General features: G+C 39.0%; 15 protein-coding genes. 11 read left to right on the forward strand and 4 right to left on the reverse strand.

Annotated features, from left to right (window positions below; all coding sequences use genetic code 11):
* Window positions 1-61 precede the first annotated feature (61 nt).
* Complete coding sequence (locus LKE40_13495; protein ID MCH3918445.1) at window positions 62-1,636, reverse strand: GGDEF domain-containing protein; 1,575 nt, start codon at window positions 1,634-1,636, stop codon at window positions 62-64.
* 250 nt (window positions 1,637-1,886) lie between these two features.
* Between LKE40_13495 and LKE40_13500 the strand changes: the two genes are divergently transcribed.
* The 5 genes from LKE40_13500 to LKE40_13520 all read left to right on the forward strand — a co-directional run bounded on the left by LKE40_13500 (window position 1,887) and on the right by LKE40_13520 (window position 6,995).
* The gene (locus tag LKE40_13500) at window positions 1,887-2,150 is read left to right on the forward strand and encodes an ACT domain-containing protein (protein ID MCH3918446.1); all 264 of its coding nucleotides are present in this window, start codon (window positions 1,887-1,889) and stop codon (window positions 2,148-2,150) included.
* A 12-nt stretch (window positions 2,151-2,162) separates the two neighbouring features.
* Entirely contained in the window at window positions 2,163-3,521 is a 1,359-nt protein-coding gene (locus LKE40_13505) for a PFL family protein (protein ID MCH3918447.1), read from the forward strand.
* A gap of 133 nt (window positions 3,522-3,654) precedes the next feature.
* The gene (locus LKE40_13510) at window positions 3,655-4,212 is read left to right on the forward strand and encodes a TetR/AcrR family transcriptional regulator (GenBank protein MCH3918448.1); all 558 of its coding nucleotides are present in this window, start codon (window positions 3,655-3,657) and stop codon (window positions 4,210-4,212) included.
* A gap of 69 nt (window positions 4,213-4,281) precedes the next feature.
* Entirely contained in the window at window positions 4,282-5,643 is a 1,362-nt protein-coding gene (locus LKE40_13515) for an MATE family efflux transporter (protein ID MCH3918449.1), read from the forward strand.
* 107 nt (window positions 5,644-5,750) lie between these two features.
* Window positions 5,751-6,995: an MFS transporter gene (locus LKE40_13520; GenBank protein ID MCH3918450.1), complete on the forward strand. Its 1,245-nt coding sequence runs from the start codon at window positions 5,751-5,753 to the stop codon at window positions 6,993-6,995.
* Window positions 6,996-7,003: 8 nt separating this feature from the next.
* On the opposite strand, the gene LKE40_13525 is transcribed toward LKE40_13520, so the two are convergent.
* A complete protein-coding gene (locus LKE40_13525; protein MCH3918451.1) occupies window positions 7,004-7,861 on the reverse strand; it encodes an AraC family transcriptional regulator in 858 nt (285 codons plus the stop codon).
* A gap of 1,135 nt (window positions 7,862-8,996) precedes the next feature.
* Here LKE40_13525 and LKE40_13530 point away from each other — a divergent pair.
* The 6 genes from LKE40_13530 (at window position 8,997) to LKE40_13555 (ending at window position 16,703) form a co-directional block, all read left to right on the forward strand.
* Window positions 8,997-10,001: a C4-dicarboxylate TRAP transporter substrate-binding protein gene (locus LKE40_13530; GenBank protein ID MCH3918452.1), complete on the forward strand. Its 1,005-nt coding sequence runs from the start codon at window positions 8,997-8,999 to the stop codon at window positions 9,999-10,001.
* Between the two features lie 144 nt (window positions 10,002-10,145).
* Complete coding sequence (locus LKE40_13535) at window positions 10,146-10,685, forward strand: TRAP transporter small permease (GenBank protein ID MCH3918453.1); 540 nt, start codon at window positions 10,146-10,148, stop codon at window positions 10,683-10,685.
* 1 nt (window position 10,686) lies between these two features.
* Window positions 10,687-11,976, forward strand: a complete 1,290-nt coding sequence (locus LKE40_13540) for a TRAP transporter large permease (protein ID MCH3918454.1) — start codon at window positions 10,687-10,689, stop codon at window positions 11,974-11,976.
* 12 nt (window positions 11,977-11,988) lie between these two features.
* The gene (uxaC, locus tag LKE40_13545; protein ID MCH3918455.1) at window positions 11,989-13,383 is read left to right on the forward strand and encodes a glucuronate isomerase; all 1,395 of its coding nucleotides are present in this window, start codon (window positions 11,989-11,991) and stop codon (window positions 13,381-13,383) included.
* Window positions 13,384-13,994: 611 nt separating this feature from the next.
* Complete coding sequence (gene uxuA / locus LKE40_13550; protein MCH3918456.1) at window positions 13,995-15,062, forward strand: mannonate dehydratase; 1,068 nt, start codon at window positions 13,995-13,997, stop codon at window positions 15,060-15,062.
* A gap of 30 nt (window positions 15,063-15,092) precedes the next feature.
* A complete protein-coding gene (locus LKE40_13555; GenBank protein MCH3918457.1) occupies window positions 15,093-16,703 on the forward strand; it encodes a mannitol dehydrogenase family protein in 1,611 nt (536 codons plus the stop codon).
* Between the two features lie 126 nt (window positions 16,704-16,829).
* Here LKE40_13555 and LKE40_13560 read toward each other — a convergent pair whose 3' ends face one another.
* Together LKE40_13560 and LKE40_13565 are read right to left on the reverse strand one after the other, a co-directional pair.
* A complete protein-coding gene (locus LKE40_13560; GenBank protein MCH3918458.1) occupies window positions 16,830-17,444 on the reverse strand; it encodes a hypothetical protein in 615 nt (204 codons plus the stop codon).
* Complete coding sequence (locus tag LKE40_13565) at window positions 17,441-18,709, reverse strand: AAA family ATPase (protein ID MCH3918459.1); 1,269 nt, start codon at window positions 18,707-18,709, stop codon at window positions 17,441-17,443. Before LKE40_13565 ends, LKE40_13560 begins: the two co-directional genes overlap by 4 nt.
* Window positions 18,710-18,792: the final 83 nt, after the last annotated feature.

Consider the following 18,792-nt stretch of genomic DNA (forward strand, 5'->3'; position numbering starts at 1 on the left):
CATCCGAGGCTAAGTCGAATGTAGCATGTGCATGTGGTGAAAATATGGTGATTGTGAGCTTTCAAAGAGGCTTGATGCCAGAAAATGCAAAACTGTTTTTTTGCGCACGCTTGATAGTGTACATGGCTTCATCAGCGTTTTTGATTCTTCCTAGTATGTGAATGGCCGTATTGCTGTCGATGCCGATTGATGCGCCGATATGGATGATGGTTGAATTGTAATAGTAGGATTGGTTTATATATGAAATTAAGCGCAAGGCGATTTCCGTGAGCATGGCCTTGTCTGTTTCCCTTATTTCCAAGAGGAACTCATCACCTCCGAACCGGGAAACTGTTCCATTCTTAGGTAAGGCGTTTTTCAGTCTGCTTGCTGTTTCCTTCAGTATCTGGTCTCCTGCTTCGTGGCCTAATTGGTCATTCACTTGCTTGAAATTGTCCAGGTCAAGGAAAAGTATCGAAAAAGCAGTCTTTGATTGCTTGAGTCCTGAGAGCTGTTCGATCATGGTCTTGCGGTTGATCAATCCTGTCAAGAAATCATAACGGGCCCGATATTGGAGATCTTTCCTTTCTTTTTGTCGTATCATGGCTCGTCGGGAAAGGTAAAGTACAAAAATGTAGCATACGAAGATTGATAGAACCGAAATGAGGATTTCCTTGAATCTAAGCAGGATAAACCATGAACTGGAACGGTAATCATATACGTTTATAAGGACCAGGTCTCTCATTTCATCTTTCAGGAAATATGTATGCTGTGTGATGCCTTCCAATCTGTGAAGTAAGCCACTAGGAGAGAAGATGTGTATACCATAGAGCTTTCCTTCATGTTCTTGGATGAAAGTCTTGTCTTTCTGTGGTACAGTCCGAGGATCAAAATCGTGATAATCGGAAAAACGAATGCTGTTCCCATACATGAATCCAAATTCCCTTGAAGGGTCTATTGCCTGTAGATATGAAAGATCTGCATTAAGCACTTCTTCTTTGATATTGGTATCCATGCTTATGGCTGAAGTCGGTGTAAGGATGTTTTCAGCCCTATAGTTGATAATGATCAGGCCTACGAGCTTGTTGTTGTAGAATATCGGCGTAGCAACTCTGAGCAAGGGATTTTGCTTGCCATTTTTCAGTTCAATCTGACCTTGTTCAATGTTAAGGTCAAGCGGAGAGATATAGATGCCGTTGTCAGGTAACCCGATGGCTTTATGAAAATAGTAACGGGCCGATTTATCTTCCAACTGTTCCTGAGGGACAACATATGGATGTCCTTTTTCATCTTTGACCCGTACTTTTTCCATGCCATCGGCATTGATGAACCGGATTTGGTCATATAGGTCCCTGTACATCATTACTTTGGTATAGATTTCTGTAAGTTGCTTACAGATGTCACTGGAAGGGCAATCTATTCCATTTTCGTTCTGTAACATATCCATGGTAAAGCTTTTGAGAAGTAACAGATCTGACAGCACATTGGTATTTTCCTGCATCATCATGGATGATTCCATTTCCAATGAAGCTGTCATCTGGTTCCTGATATCGTTGATTTGGCTTTTTTGTTCAATATGTCCTGTAAAGAAAATAATGCTGAGGGAAGACACAGAAAGGAACAAGAACAGGAACCATTCTTTTTTGCTCTTTATCATCTGTCGACAGGTTCTCCTATATGTCTTCCCTTTTTCCAGTGTACTCGGGTACTGTCGGTTTCGCAAGAAAATTATGTTCTTTCCTTATAGCAAAAGCAAAAATATGTTATATGAACAAACAAAATGTCTGATTTTGTCCATGAAGAAACCTAGAGATCAATCTCTGACGGTAGCCTTAATATCTGGAATGGGTTATGCTTCTACAGACACCGGACAGGCCGGTGTGATCAATACGTATGGAGGTTGTCATATGCGTGCTATACTATCGGTCGTCGGAAAAGACCGCGTAGGCATATTGGCTGAAGTGTCAGGGATCTGCAGGCAGTATCAGGCAAACATCGTTGATGTTTCCCAGACAGTTCTGCAAGGGTTTTTCACTATGATCATGCTGGTAGAGATGGATACCGGAAATTTTCTCCAGTTTGTCGATTACATCCAGAATTTTGGTAATGAAAATGATTTGAAGATTCATGCCATGCATGAGGATATCTTCAAGTCCATGCACACTGTCTGATGGAGGAAGGTGATGATTGAGCCCAATGATATCGTTGAAACAATAAAGATGATTGAGGAAGATCACCTGGACATCAGGACCATTACCATGGGAATTTCCCTTTTGGACTGTGCTGATGCCGACATTGACAGATCCTGCCAAAAAATCTATGACAAGGTGCTGGGTAAGGCAAAGAATCTCGTCCAGGTTGCCGGGCAGATCCAGAAGGAATATGGAATTCCGATCATCAACAAAAGGATTTCCGTAACACCTATCTCCTTGTTGGTTTCTGCATCAGGAGGTGATCCTGTCAAGTATGCCTTGGTTCTTGAGAAGCTTGCACGGGAACTTCATGTTGATTTCATAGGTGGATATTCGGTCCTTTGCCAGAAAGGCTTTGCAAGCGGAGACCTTGCCTTGATTGAATCAATTCCCCGCGCATTGGTGCAGACAGAACATATTTGTTCCAGTGTCAATATCGGTTCCTCACGGGCTGGTATCAACATGGATGCCGTCAAGATGATGGGGGAGACAGTCCTGAAAACAGCAGAAGCGACCAAGGAGCAGAGCTGTATCGGTGCTGCCAAGCTGGTGGTGTTCTGTAATTCGGTTGATGACAATCCTTTCATGGCCGGTGCATACCATGGCATCGGAGAACCCGACTGTGAAATCCATGTCGGGGTTTCTGGTCCTGGAGTCGTTCGTGCTGCTTTGGCACGGGCTGACAAGAGCCTTGAAATGAACCAGGTAGCCGAAATTATCAAGAAAGTAGCTTTCAAGATTACAAGAGTAGGGCAGTTGGTAGGCAATATCGCTTCACAGATGCTTGATGTACCGTTCGGTATCGTCGATTTGTCTCTTGCGCCGACTCCTGCAGTCGGTGATTCCGTTGCCCATATCCTGGAAGAAATCGGATTGGAACAATGCGGGGGGCCGGGAACTACGGCCTGTCTGGCTATGCTCAATGACGCAGTCAAGAAAGGCGGTGTCATGGCGTCGAGTTCAGTCGGAGGATTGTCCGGTGCTTTCATTCCTGTCTCTGAAGATGCCGGTATGATTGATGCCGCCAGAAGCGGCAACTTGACTATCGAAAAACTTGAAGCTATGACTGCAGTCTGTTCTGTAGGCATTGACATGGTCATCATACCGGGTGATGTAACTGCTACTACCATTTCAGGTATCATTGCTGATGAGGCTGCAATCGGTATGGTCAACCATAAGACGACTGCAGTACGTGTCATTCCTGCCATAGGAGTACCTGCGGGTAAAGAAGTGGAATTCGGTGGGTTGCTTGGTTCCGGGCCGGTCATGCCTGTGAAGAAATCCTCCTGCAGTGTGATGATCAACCGAGGTGGAAAGATTCCAGCACCGCTGCATAGTTTGAAAAATTGATTGGCGGGATACCAAGAAAATGGTCAGATTGAATGATATGTCTGACCATTTTATTATGAATTAATATTGAATGAATTTCATTCATTGACATTTTTCTTAGAATATGCTAACCTTTGAAAGAAGGAAAAGAAGAATGAGGATAACGAAAGATCCTGAAGACCGAAAGCAAGAAATACTTGACACAGCAATGCGACTGTTCCATGAAAAAGGGTATGAGAAGACATCAATGTCGGATATTGCCAAGAAAATGGGAGTTGCACAAGGCCTATGTTATCGATATTTTCCTTCAAAGGAAGCACTTTTCAATAGTTCCATAGATCGGTATGCCCAACTGTTGGTTGATTGGAACCTTTCCCGGCAAAAAGCTGATATGTCCTTGAAGGAAAGAATTGAAGAAATGACAATCTTTGAAGAAACCCAGAATCCTGACTATTATGTCGTATTTCATCAGATAGAAAATGTAAGTTTTCATGAACTGCTCAGTCTCAGTGTCTGCAGGAAAATGATTCCCCATGTGAGAGATTGGGCTGAACAAGCCCGGCAACGTGGTGAAATACATATTGATGATTTGGATACGGCTGTTTCTTTCTGCATATATGGACAACTTGGTATATTGCTTGACCATAATTTGTCCGTGAGTGAAAAAGAATCGCGTATCAAGTCTTTTTTATTGACTGTATTGAAGTTTTAAACAATACAATAGTGAAATTTTTTTAATTCATTAATGAATGAAATTCATTCATTATTAGAGAGGCATACTATGGAAACCAAAATTGATTTTATCACCAGAAACACGAAAAAAAGCTTGTTTGCCATAACTGCTCCGATGTTGCTGGCAATGTTTCTCAACATGGCCTATAACCTTGTTGACAGTCTTTGGATCGGGAATCTGTTGGGTAAGACAGCCTATGCAGCCTTTACCGGTTCTCTTCCTGTTATCCTTATTTTGCTTTCTGTTGCAATGGGAGCGACAAATGGCATGGCTATCTTGATTTCACAGGCCATTGGGTCCGCAGACCATAACAGGGGTGATACTCTTATCGCAAGTTCCTTGCTAGGGACACTTATCTTTGCAGTGATGGTAACAATTGGTTGTGAAGGCCTGTTGCCTGCAATTGCAAGACTTTCTGGAGTACCATCTGAAACTTATGGCTTGGTACTGGATTATCTGTCTATTTATTTACTTGGCTATCCAGTAATGTCCCTTTATCTTTATTTTGCCGCAGTACTGCGTAGTTTCGGTAACAGCCTGTTCCAAGCTATGTCCATGTTGATGGCAACAGTACTCAATGCGATACTTGATCCACTGTGTATCAGAAATCTTGGGTTTAAGGGGGCTGCACTGGCGACACTTGTTTCTCAGAGTATCTGTCTGGTGACTATCATCCTTTATCTCCATAAGAAAAAACTGTTTCGGATTGATTTGAGTAAAGTGTCTCGGAATGTTCTTCTTCCATTGATGCAAAAGGCAGTCCCTTCAATTATCCAACAGTGTATACCTGCAGTCAGTACAATGTTCCTGACATCCTTGGTGGGCTCCTATGGTATTACTGCTCTTGTAGGGTATGGAATTGCGGGTAGAATAGAGATTATCCTTCTTTATCCTGCAATGGCCCTGAATATGGTTTTGACAATCATAGTCGGACAATGTGTGGGAGGTCTGAGATATGACCGGGTCAAGGAATATCTTAAAGCGGCAACATGGAACAGTTCCCTTATCGTGCTTATGCTTTCTTTTCTCGTAGTTGTGTCCTCCGGGTATCTATCTGGTCTGTTTGTCAAAGCTGGTGATGCTGCAATTATTGTGAAAGGATATTTTCTGATTATCGGTGCAGGGTATGTCTGCAATATGGTAACCAATTGTTTGCTTGGGTTGCTCAATGGAATGGGATATCCATCTCTCAGTATGCTTCTTATGGTCCTATACTATCTTCTTATACGTATTCCGCTTGCTTATTTGTTTTCTTATTTTGGATTCGGCCTGCATGGCATTTGGCTTGCGGTTCTTATAAGCCATGTCATAGCATGTCTGGCTGCAATGGCCATGGCCCATCATCATGTGGATAGGAAATGTTTTATGAATGTTCCTGTACGGGAGGGGAATGGAATGACTTTGTCCTAAGCTTTCCAAGTTCAGAAGGTATGTGTATACTGATGCAGAAGTCTTTGTGTTGTTCCATTGGCTGTAGCTGTATACAAAAATTCTGTTGCATCCGGAGGAGTCATGCTATGGATGAAGATGTCCTTAAGACAATCTGCAGGGACAGGCAGATTACAAAATTCAGATTCTACGGTTTTTTCAAGAATCTGAAGTTTTTTGAACCGTATCTGATTCTTTTCCTGCTGTCAAAGCATCTCAATCTTTTTCAGATCGGACTGTTGATATCAATCAGGGAACTTATCATCAATTTTTTTGAGATTCCCTCAGGTATCGTTGCAGACTATTGGGGCAAGAAAAAGGAACTTTATTGTTGTTTTCTGTTCTATATCCTTTCTTTTTTCCTGTTTTTCCTTACTGATTCCTTTCTGCTCGGTGCTCTTGCAATGATATCCTTCGGATTTGGAGAGGCTTTTCGATCCGGTACCCATAAGGCAATGATTTATATCTATCTTGAGAAAAAAGGATGGCAGGAGTATAAGAGCTTTGTCTATGGGAGGACCAGGGGTGCCTCTTTGGTTGGAAGTGCCCTTTCGTCTTTGGTTGCCATTCTCCTTGCTTTAAGTTTGCCTGATCTTAATTACATCTTTCTTTTTTCCATTGTTCCCTATGTACTTGACTTGTTGCTTATAGCCTCATATCCCAACTATCTGGATGCCCCGGGAAAGAGTACTTCCGTCTGCTTGTCTGCTTTTCTCAAGCGAATGTTTTTAGGGCTGAAATCAAACAGTTCCTTACGTCGTTTGCTTCTTGCTGAGGGACTTTTTGAAGGATCCGTTTCCAGCATAAAGGACCTTGTGCAGCCGATATTAGAAAGTCTGGCCATGGCATCCGGTATTGTGCTTATAGCAAATCTATCGCAGAAAGACAATCTCAATGTCTTGCTGGGACTGCTTTATATGATCATCAACATAGCAGGTGTATTTGCTTCCAGGAATTCATACAGGCTCATCAAACGTTTCAAGGCACCAAGACTGCTGAATCTGGCTCAACTCCTGCTTATCATATCCATTCTTATTATTGGAATGCTGATCAAGCAACCTGTTGTGGTCTGTTTGGCTTTCCTTGTCATCAACATGACCAGGGATGCCAGAAAACCTCTGTACATTGATGTAATTGATGATAATATGGAAAAAGAAGAACGTGCCACTATGCTCAGCTTGGGATCACAGCTGAAAAGTATCTTTACCGTTGTCATTGCCCCTGCCATCGGCTATGTGGCTGACACATATTCACTCAGCAAGGGGTTTGTAGCCTTGGCATTGCTGCTGTTGGTGATTTTCCCATTTTCTTGGAATAGCAAAGGGGAAAAGTAGTAGGTTGCTTAAGAAGGTAAGTATTGGAATAATTTTCTATATGCTTTTGGGGTTGTACCATACTCCTTTTTGAAAAGTTTATAAAAATAGCTTAGGGAACTATAACCAAGATCTTCACTTAAATCAGCAATTTCTCTATTAGAATGTTGTAGCATGTTTGCAGCATAGGTTAGTTTTTTTGTATTGAGAAATTTTGTGGGGGTAATGCCTAGATATTTTTTAAACGATCGGCAAATGTATTCTTTTGTCTTTCCTGAAAAGTCTACCATATAATCAATACCTTCATACAAGTTGTCATAAGAATTCATTTCATCAATTAATTTTTGTAGCCATATCGGTATGATCATTAGATTTTGTTGTTGTCTCTTACAACCGGGAACAATAATATTATAGAAAAGTGGAAGGATGAGGCTGCGTAGTTCAGCTCGTTGTTCTTTTTTTTGGTCATTTCTGAATAATGAGAAATATCGAATTGATGTAAGAAAGTTCCTTTGTTGGTTGCTACTTATATCGAATATATGTTGTTTGTGTACAAGAATATGTTTTGGTGAGTCTTTATAAAGATAGAGGAATAATTCATTAACTGTTGCTGCTGAAATTGCTATATTGATATTGTCGCAGAGTTCATCTCCCTCAATATCAAGTTTGCTATGTATATCATTTGGAAATGCAACGGCAAGCTGTGATTTTGTCAATGTATAGCTTATGTTGTTAATGATTAGATCAAACCTTCCCTTTGTGACAAGATAAATTTCATAGTAATCATGTACTTGTGGATATTCTTTGTTATTTACTCCTTTTCTGAGCGAGTAATTTGCTTCACTTTCTGCATCAAGCATTTCCTGTGCATTGAAAACATGTATCATGTTGGCTTCCTTCATTATGACGGCATATTTTTATTTTATAAAGATAGTAGGTAGCATATAAGGTTGTTTAATGTAATACTTTGTAATTAGTAGATAATCTGATTTTTAATAATTGTAACCGCAAAATGATTTTTTGTATGTAAGTTTCAATAACTTAAATTATGATTTCTGTTTTTATAAAACAAAAGTGAGGATTTTCATTCTTTTACTTTAATATGTTGATATCTCTTTGAGTTTGCTGGGGTTGCTGTTGCCTAGAAGGAATGTTGAAGATTTTTTTTCGTAGTCTTGCAATTGTGAGATTTTAATGCTGAAAATATGAGTTTCTGTGGCTTAATCAAGAATTTAATTGCATTTAACGGAATGATATTCCCTTGTCTTAATAATATCACAGTACTATTAGATAGAAAATTTGATGTAACCATATGTTGTCATAATTATCAAAGTAGTCAAACCGGCAAGGATACAAATAATCTAAAATAAATCAAACCAAACTATATGTAATTCTATATCAATTTTGCTGGTAACAAGGTTTTTCCTACGAGAATGGAATGAGTTTCCTTTTGTGAAAATGATCGAAATATGGGAAGCAAGAAATATATAGTATAATAAAAGTAAACTATCTAAATTTGATTTGTGCTACAAAATTAAAATATTGTTTCATTAAAGTAAATGTCAATATTGAGCAAAAAATATACAAATAAAATGCAAGCCTGACGACGAGGAAAGATATATGCTTCATATATAAAATAAATTGCAGAATTGAAGTTTCTAAGATGTTAAGCGGAGATTTTCATGTATTGTCTGATGGTAGTGGAAAAATGGATAATGTAACCGTTGAAAGTTTTATATAATTTGTTATTCAAAAATAAAATATTGTAAATTATATAGCTATGGTCTGACTAAAGGTCTTAAGGTGGTTTGTTATTGATAGAAAAGGTTGCTTTTTGCATGTAAGAATGCCTGATGTAATAGGTATGTGTTGTATTAATGATAAATTTTGCATATATAAGAAAGGAGAAATAGATAAATTAGTAGCAATAATGGTTTGTCATTTATTCTGCTAAATTATAAATAATTTTGCATAGCTTGTAATTATCTTTTTGGGATAAATAAATATACAAAGGAGTACAAAATGAGAAAATGTTTTGCATTGTTGATGATTTTATTGACAAGTTTTGGTTTGCTTTTTGCACAAGGGAGTGCTGAAAAAAGTAGTGTAGCGACAAATGGTAAGACACAAAAAAAGTATGTAATTAAACTTGCTAATACTCAAGGCGAAAAGGATACACAGTCTATAGGTTTGTTTGAAGTTGCGAAACGACTTAATGCATCCGGTATGTTTGACGCCCAAGTTTATACTTCCTCTTCGTTAGGTGATACTGATGATATTACTGAACAGGCCATTGCCGGCGCTCCGGTACTTACGGTTTCCGATCCTGGTAGATTAATGAGCTATGTGCATGATTTTGGTGTCATCCAGATGCCATATCTTTTTACTGATGCTGCAGTACTTGATAAACTTGTTAATACAGATGTTTATAAAAGTTGGGAAAAAGACTTTGAAAAGGATGGAATTAAGTTGATTACTTCCAATTGGTATAATGGTCCAAGGAATTTTGTGTGTAATAAGCAAATTGATACTCCTGCGGATTTGAAAGGCCAAAAAATTAGAACTATTGGTTCTGAATTGTTTGTTGATTCTGTCAATGCAATGGGTGCGGTAGCAACCCCTATGGCTTGGTCTGAAGTATATTCTGGTATTCAGCAGGGAGCCATTGATGGTGCTGAAGTTCAGACTCCGGCTTCCTATGCAACTCGTTTGTATGAAATCTGTAAATACACGAATAAGACTGAACATTTCCAATTGGTTGGTTGTGTAGTTATGGGAACTAATGTTTTTAATTCATGGAGCAAAGAAGCTCAGGATTTCTTTGTCAAAACATTCAGAGAAGTTGGAACAGAGAATAGAAAGATGGTTAATGATTATATTAAAAACTATGAAACCGACATGGCAAAAAAGGGAATGATTATACATGAAGTTGACAAGGCTCCATTCATTGAGGCTGTTCAGCCAATTTATGACAAACTTGGATATACACAATTAGCAAAAACTCTTAAAGCTGATCTTGCAAAATAATTGTATGTAATATATACATCCTTTCTTGGTGTGGATATATCAGGAAAGGATGTAAGATTTGAGAATTATCTTTGTTGTCTTGCACAGCATATATGATTTATCAGCAATTCGAACATACAAAACAATTGTGTCATGGAGAAAAAAATGAAGGAAAGATTACAAAGGCTTGATTCCTTATATGGCAAGTTTTGTAAAATTGAGACTGCAATATGTATGATACTGTTTGTCGTAATAGTTGTACTTGTTTTTCTAGCTGCTGTTTTGCGAAAAATTAACTTGCCTATTCAATGGTCTAATGATGTTGCGCAATTGTGTTTTGCTTGGCTTGCTTTTCTTGGTGCCGATATTGCCTTAAGAAAAGGATCACTGGTGGGGGTTGCGCTTATTACTACTAAGTTTAATGAAACAGTTCAGAAAGTTCTCAATATAATTTGTTACGTTATAATGATTGGTCTCTTGATTATTATGGCCAAATATGGATTTTTGCTTGCTGTCAGAGATTGGCAAAGAGCATTCCAAACATTGCCGATAAGTTATAGTTTTGTCACGTTGAGTCTCGCTATAAGTGCAGTGCTTATGATTTGTTCTATTATTCATAATGTTTTACATATAAATGAATTGAATGGTTGTTCAACAGTTTCATGTTCATGTAAAAGTGCTGAAAGAGATATGGGGGAAAAGTAAAATGGGATTGTTACTGTTCTTATTCATTGTTTTACTTTTGGCAAACATGCCGATTGCTTTTGTCATTGGAATTTCTGGTGCTGGCTATTTTTTTGTTCATAATGAAATTCCTTGGAGTGTCTTGGTACAAAGAGTGGTGGCTCAAACACAATCAACATCTTTCTTGGCTGTACCTTTCTTCCTGCTTGCAGGAAACCTTATGAATGAAACAGGAATTACCAAGAATTTACTTGCTCTTGCTAGGTTGCTGACTCGTACGCTTTATGGTGGAATAGCTCAAGTCAATGTTGTGCTCAGTACTTTGATGGGGGGAATTTCCGGTAGTGCTTGTGCCGATGCCGGTATGGAAATAAGAATCCTAGGTCCGGAAATGGATGCAAAAGGGTATCCGAAGGGTTATGCTGCGAGTTTGACATGTTTGACTAGTCTCATAACAGCAACCATACCTCCTAGTCTTGGTTTGATTCTTTATGGGTTTGTCGGCAGTGTCTCAATCGGTCAATTGTTTGCAGCAGGGATGATACCTGGCCTTTTTATGTGCGTAGCTCTTATGACTGCTGTAACAATTACCAGCCATAAACATAAATATGATCCTCCTTGCCCAGGTGTGAAAAGAGTGACATGGGTTGAGTTGAGAGCTAATTTAAAATCATCTGTTTGGGCATTGATGTTTCCAATTATTCTTGTTGTCGGTATTCGTTTTGGCTTTTTTACCCCATCTGAGGCCGGTGCTTTTGCTGTTGTGTATTCTATTATCATAGGAATTTTTGTTTACAAAGAACTTACTTGGGAAAAGTTCAAGACAGCTCTCTTCAATGGCATTATCGATGACGGTGCAATTATTATAATTATAGCTTTTTCTGGAATTTTCAGTTATGCGCTTACTTATGGCAACGTACCTAAGATTATGTCACATTTTTTGCTTGGGATTACCAAAAATCCGCAACTTATGATGTTACTCATGTTGGTTTTTCTCTTTTTCTCAGGTATGCTTGTGGATTCAAATGTTAATATTCTCTTGCTAACACCCATTTTTCTTCCTGTTGTAGAATCTATGGGAATTAATCCTGTCCATTTTGGTATTTGTATGATGACTATTGTAACAATGGGGTGCATGACACCTCCTGTTGGAACAGCTATTTATATTGTCTGTGGCATACATGGTTGTACAGTTGGAGATTACATGAAAGAAGCAAAACCTTTCTTTGCTGCAATTCTTTTAGAGGTTGTTGTTCTTGTGTTTATTCCTGAGATTTCTATGTTTTTGCCCCATCTTATGTATGGAATATAGGAGAAATATACAATGATACCTTTTATGACTAAAGATTTTCTTCTGGAAACCAGTATGGCTAAACGTCTTTTTTTTGACTATGCCGAGCATATGCCGATATTTGACTATCATTGTCATTTGTCGGCTAAAGAAATCTATGAAGATAATGTTTTTGATTCCTTAGGTTCTCTTTGGCTCGATGGTGACCATTATAAATGGCGGATTATGCGTGCGGCTGGTATCCCTGAAAAGTATATTACAGGATCTGCGCCAATATACGATAAAATGATGGCATTTGCAAAGACGCTTCCTCTAGCAATAGGTAATCCTATTTACCATTGGTCACATCTAGAATTACAACGATACTTTGGCATAACAGTACCTTTTGACGAAAGGACTGCTCCATCCATCATGGAAAAAGCAGATAATTTGATTAAAGAAAAGCAACTTTCTCCTAGAAAAATGATTGTTTGTTCACATGTAAAGACATTATGCACTACAGAGGACCCAACAGTTGATTTTACTTATCACGAACGGCTGGCCAAGCAGTTTTCTGATTGCAAAGTCTTGCCTGCTTGGAGGCCTGACAAAGCATTGAAAATCAATGAAACAGATTTCATTGGATATCTTGCTCAATTAGAAGTGAAAAGTCACATTAAGATTAAATCTTATGGTGATTTGTTGAATGCTTTGGAAAACAGAATGGATGATTTTGCTTTGCATGGATGTATCGCAAGTGACCATGATATCAACAGACCCATATATATCGGTGTTGATGAGGCCTCTGTTGAATCACTGTTTCAAAAAAGATTGCAGGGCAATTTGCTGACAGAGGATGAATATCACGCCTATCGGTCTGCACTGTTATTACATTTGGCAAAAAGTTATCATAAGCGTAATTGGGCAATGGAACTGCATGTTGGCTGTAATAGGAACCAGAATCATCGGATGACCCGATTGTTAGGCGAATCAACAGGATTTGATTCTACAGGCGATTATGAAGTTGCTGAAGGCGTTGGTGCTTTCCTTGATGCTTTGGCATCTCAGGCTGAATTACCAAAGGCGATACTCTTTTCATTGAATCCAAAAGATAACTGGATACTTGCTAGTTTGGCAAATACATTCCAAGGCACAGAGATCCCTTCAAAAATTCAACTTGGCGCTGCTTGGTGGATGCAGGATCATAAGTACGGAATGGAACAGCAGTTGATAGCTTTGTCCAGTTCCGGATTGTTGGGTACATTTATTGGTATGCTTACAGACAGTCGATCATTTTTATCTTATTCACGTCATGAATATTTCCGAAGAATCCTTTGCAATTTTATTGGGAATCTTGTTGAAAATGGGGAATATCCAATGAGTGAGAATCTAGGAAAGCTTGTAGAAAATATTTGCTATAACAATGCTACATATTATTTCAAAATATGATGATATCTAAAGTTAGGATTAGTTGATTATATATTATGTGAAATAATGAGCAATTTGCAAAAATGCAGTATGGAACTGTTACGTTTATGAATGACATTGGATTTGAGTGAGCCCTAAATGCAAGCATCAGAAGTAACAAATAACATATACCGGATATTTCTGATTCCATTCAATTTATGTTGTTGAGATGAAAAAAGATTCGAAACATATGAGGTATCGGTCCTTTTATATCATGAGAATTAGAATGACATAAGAGGAAAATTATGAATATCACTAAAACGAGGCTTAACTAAATAATATATAATTCTAAAATTTATGACTGAAAAGTTGTCTACTTACAATTGAAATAGATAATTGTTTGTGAAAATATAATTATTTTCGGACTAAATATCGTTTATTGTTTGTGCGTAGTTATACAAACTTACAGTAGATAATCTTTTTGCTATTGAATATTGAGATACATAGTCTTGAAGATTGTATGGAATACAGAATGAAAAAAACTGTGTGGAGTATAATTTTTTACATGCAGTTCAAAAGACACCAAGTAAGATTATTATGCCTATTTGACTTGGTAGTTATGATTTGGTGCGAGGATTTTGGAGGAGCTTTTGATGAAGATGACGATGCGCTGGTACGGTTCAAAATTTGATACTGTAACCTTAAAACAGATGAGACAGATTCCTGGTTTGAAGGGCGTCATTACGACCTTATATGATATTCCGGTAGGAGAAGTATGGCCGCAGGATCGAATCCATGAACTGAAGGAAGAAGTCGAAGCTTCAGGGCTCGTGATAGAAGGTATCGAAAGTATCAATATCCATGATGCAATCAAAATTGGCTTACCTGAACGGGACCGATATATCGAGAATTATATAGCAACCCTTGAGCATCTTGGAAAAGAAGGCATTACGCTGGTATGCTACAATTTCATGCCTGTCTTTGACTGGACCCGGACCGATTTGTCCAAACAGCGGCCAGACGGTTCCTTTGTCATGGCATATGATCAGAAAAAGGTCGATGCCCTTGATCCACAGGCTTTCTTTGACCAGACGAATTCCAATAGCAACGGCTTTGTGATGCCCGGTTGGGAACCGGACAGGCTGGCTCATGTCAAGGAACTGTTTGCAGCATATGCTTCGGTTGATGCCGATGTACTGTTCAATAACCTTGTTTATTTCCTTAAGGCAATCGAACCGATATGCGAAAAATATGGGATCAAAATGGCAATCCACCCAGATGATCCCGCATGGTCGGTCTTTGGACTGCCAAGGATTATTACAGGAAAGGAAACAATTCTCAGATTGATGAAGGCTGTCGACAAACCATTCAACGGACTGACTTTCTGTACTGGATCTCTTGGAACGAATCCAAAGAATGATCTTCCTGGGATTGTCAGAGCATTACCTGGTCGTATACATTTTGCCCATATACGGAATCTGCACCATTTTTCACCTGGAGTATTTGAGGAGTCTGCACATCTTTCCAGTGATGGCTCCTTTGATATGTATGAAATTTGCAAAGCACTCTATGACATTGGTTTCAATGGCCCTGTCAGACCTGACCATGGCCGTATGATTTGGGGAGAAAAAGCGATGCCTGGTTATGGACTGTACGACAGGGCACTCGGAGCTACATACATCAATGGATTGTTTGAAGCAATTGAGAAATCCAACAGATAGCGGATTGATGATGGAGGAGAGGTAGACGACATGCAATTGACTGCAAAAGAATTGAAAGAACGTACTACATGGCTTTCAAAAGGATATGAATTACCGCAATTTGACCGTCAGAAAATGATTGACAGCACCTTGCAGGAGCCTGTATGGATTCACTTTGGTGCTGGTAATATTTTCAGGGGATTTCCTGCCATGCTCATGCAGAAACTCTTGGATGAAGGTCTGGAAAAGAAAGGCATCATTGTCGGAGAAGGGTTCGATTATGAAATCATCGACCGGATATATGTACCCCATGATAATCTTTCTTTGCTTGTTACTTTGAATGATAACGGTACAATTGACACTTCCGTGGTTGCATCGGTAGCTGCTGCATGGAAATGCAATTCTTCCTTTTCGAGGGAATGGGAGAATTTCAAAAATGCTTTTGAAAAACCATCACTTCAAATGGTATCGTTTACAATAACGGAAAAAGGCTATGCAATGAAAGGACAGGATGGCAACTATTTCCCATTTGTACAAGAAGATATAGGCCAAGGACCGGATGGAAATCTCAAAGGCTTGATGGGTATGGTTACTGCACTCGTTTATCATCGTTATAAGAGTTGTGGGGTACCGCTTGCCTTGTGTAGCATGGACAATTGTTCACATAATGGCGAAAAGCTTCAGACGGCTGTTTCTACTATGGCAAATGAATGGGTAGAAAAAGGTCTGTGTGAAAAAGGTTTCCTAGCTTATCTTCATGAGCAAATCAGTTTTCCTTGGTCAATGATAGACAAGATTACACCGAGACCTGATGCTGATGTACAGCATATGCTGAAGAAAAATGACTTTGAGTCAACAGATGTCGTCATTACGGCGAAACATACCTATATTGCTCCGTTTGTCAATGCCGAGAGACCTCAATATCTGGTCATCGAGGACAAGTTTCCCAATGGTAGGCCATGTCTTGAGAAAGCTGGTGTCTACTTTACTGACCGAGATACAGTCAACAAGGTCGAAAAGATGAAGGTTTGTACTTGCCTGAATCCTTTGCACACCTGCTTGGCAATTTATGGTTGCCTCTTGGGATATAATCGGATTGCCGATGAGATGAAAGATGGTCAGCTGAATAGAATGGTACATGTCCTTGGGCATGATGAAGGCCTGCCTGTTGTTGTGGATCCCGGTATCATTGAACCAAAGGCCTTTCTTGATGAGGTACTGGAAACTCGTTTTCCGAATCCTTTTATGCCTGACACCCCTCAACGTATTGCCTGTGATACCAGCCAGAAGCTTCCCATCAGATATGGAGAAACGATCAAGGCATATATGGCAAGTGACAGCCTTGATATAAAAAGACTTACAGTCGTTCCGCTGGCCATTGCCGGATGGTGCAGATATCTCATGGGTGTTGATGATGAAGGTAAAGCTTTCCAGCCATCACCGGATCCGAGACTTGAACAGGAAAGAAAATATCTGAAAGACGTGAAGCTGGGTGACGAAGGTCCTTTTGATGAGGCACTCAGGCCTATACTCAGCGATGCGTCACTTTTTGCTGTAGATTTGTACAAGGCTGGCCTTGCAGACAAAGTGACTGATTATTTTACACAACTTGTAAAAGGCAAAGGAGCTGTCAGGAATACGTTGCAAAAGTATATAAGGTAAGTATATAAAGTAAGTATGTATTGCTACTATAGTAAGTTGAAGAATCTGTCAATTCAGAATATTTCCAAAGTAATAGTATCAACAGGAGCCAATGATCAGACTCCTGTTTTTTTCTGAATTAAGCGGTCAATGAAATATAATATGACCTCGATATAAGGGACATAAGGATTTTCTGCTAACAGAAGTTCCCCTTTTTTGTAGTTTTCCGAGACTGAATGAATTTTCTTTATTGAGCTCTTTAATCAATGTTTCGTAAACCTGTTGTCTGTTCAATCTGAAAGTTTTGTTGTTCGGATTCAAGATGTCATTCAGTTCTTTATTATAGTGACTATCTGTAGCCTCGATTTTTCCTCTACGTGTATAAGAAAGAGTATCTATACAGCTTTGCTTTTGCGAATCAAAGAAGAGCTTGCTGTCACCTTTATGCTTATCACAAGTCGTTTCACCTAAAGGACCTTGTGCATGGCCATTGCATACGAACAGCAAATTATTCCAATCCAGTTGCAGAGATTGTCCTTGGGGACAAGATTGCGGAATATAATGTTCTATGGTTCCACAAGGATCTTCAACTTCATTGCAGGAAACCCTTCTCATGCAATACGCACAAAGGCCATGTTGCTCTTTGCAGAGATTTGCTTTCATTTGGTTTTTTATCTTTGTGTCTAATCCAATATATGTTCCGCCAGAACATCTGTATGTAGTTAAATCCTTAGGCTCTTTTCTTTTTCTTATTGCTATCATACTGATGAAGACTCCGGAGTTTCCAAGGCAAGGGAAACTTGTGCAGAAGTTAAATCTGGATCATTCGCGTTCAATTTTTGTTCGAGTATATTTAGTTTTTCTTTTGCAGATATATAATCGTCCTCATCTAATGCTTTGTAGAATTCCTTGAACAGTATACTGATTTCCTGTGGCTTGTCGTCTACATTCATGATAAGCTTTGCTACATTGTTAAGGCTGCTTCCATAGTTGCCGATTATTTTCTGTAACTCAAAATTCTTTAAATAGCTGACGCTATCTTTTGGAGCTGCAGAGATAACGAAAGGTGAATGTGTAGTAATGAGAAATTGGCAATTGGGAAAGGTATTCAGTAATTTGTCGAGAACTACATATTGCCATGAAGGATGTAGGTGTAGCTCTATTTCATCTATCAATATGATGCCTTCTCCTTCCAATGGATTTTGTCTCTTGGGATTTGCTATTGCCAATTTTCTAGCTAAGTCGCCTACAAGGGCAAGCAAGACTTGTTCACCATCAGACAGTTGTTCAATTCTTAGATTGTCCCTGCCTTTGCTTACCCATAGGCCTTGGGGAGATTGCCAGTCAAAATGTAGATTTGAAAAGTCTGGTATGAATGTATAGATAGCTTTTTTGACATTTTCCAACAAAGGTTCTACATACGTTGCATCATGTTGTTCTCTGCTTTTTTGGTTCTGTAATGCTTCCATATCCCTGAACCACTCATAGAACAGCTTGAACTCTGTATGAAAAAGATTTTCTTTTTCATAAATTGCAGTTGGAGAAAAAGTATGGTGTTTCCGTATCCTTGAAGGAATAGAATAACCTACTCTGGAAACTGTATAATAGGAATAGATCGGAAGATTACATTGCCCTTTTGTTTCTGTAATTTGTTTGCGCAACTCTGTGGCATAAGCATTTAATTCTTGAAATGAACTTGAAATGTTCTGCTTCGTATACTGCCCTCTTTTTACCCTATACAGTTTCCATGTTATTTCATGTCCGATGGTATCTTCACAGGTAATCTCAAGTGTTGCACTGTTGCTATGTATGTTGATATCAGCTGTACTGTTGATACGTGTCCCATTTCCGTTCGGAGACAGAATACGTGCTGGAATCCATGAAATAGCTGTGAAGATTGCATCAAGCAATGTACTTTTGCCAGAACCATTTTCACCTGTAAAAACCTGCAATGGATAGGCTGGGGTTACTTCAAATGGTTTCTGAAATCCCCTGTATCCTTCCAGACGTATACGTTTGAGTTTCATTGTCAACCCCTTGCTTTGTTTCTGATACTTTCAATAATACCCTATAAAATATACAGGACCAGTATGAAACAATTGTTTCCGTA

Source organism: Spirochaetia bacterium (genome assembly GCA_022482625.1).
In the GTDB taxonomy this organism is placed as follows: Bacteria; Spirochaetota; Spirochaetia; order Sphaerochaetales; family Sphaerochaetaceae; genus Pleomorphochaeta.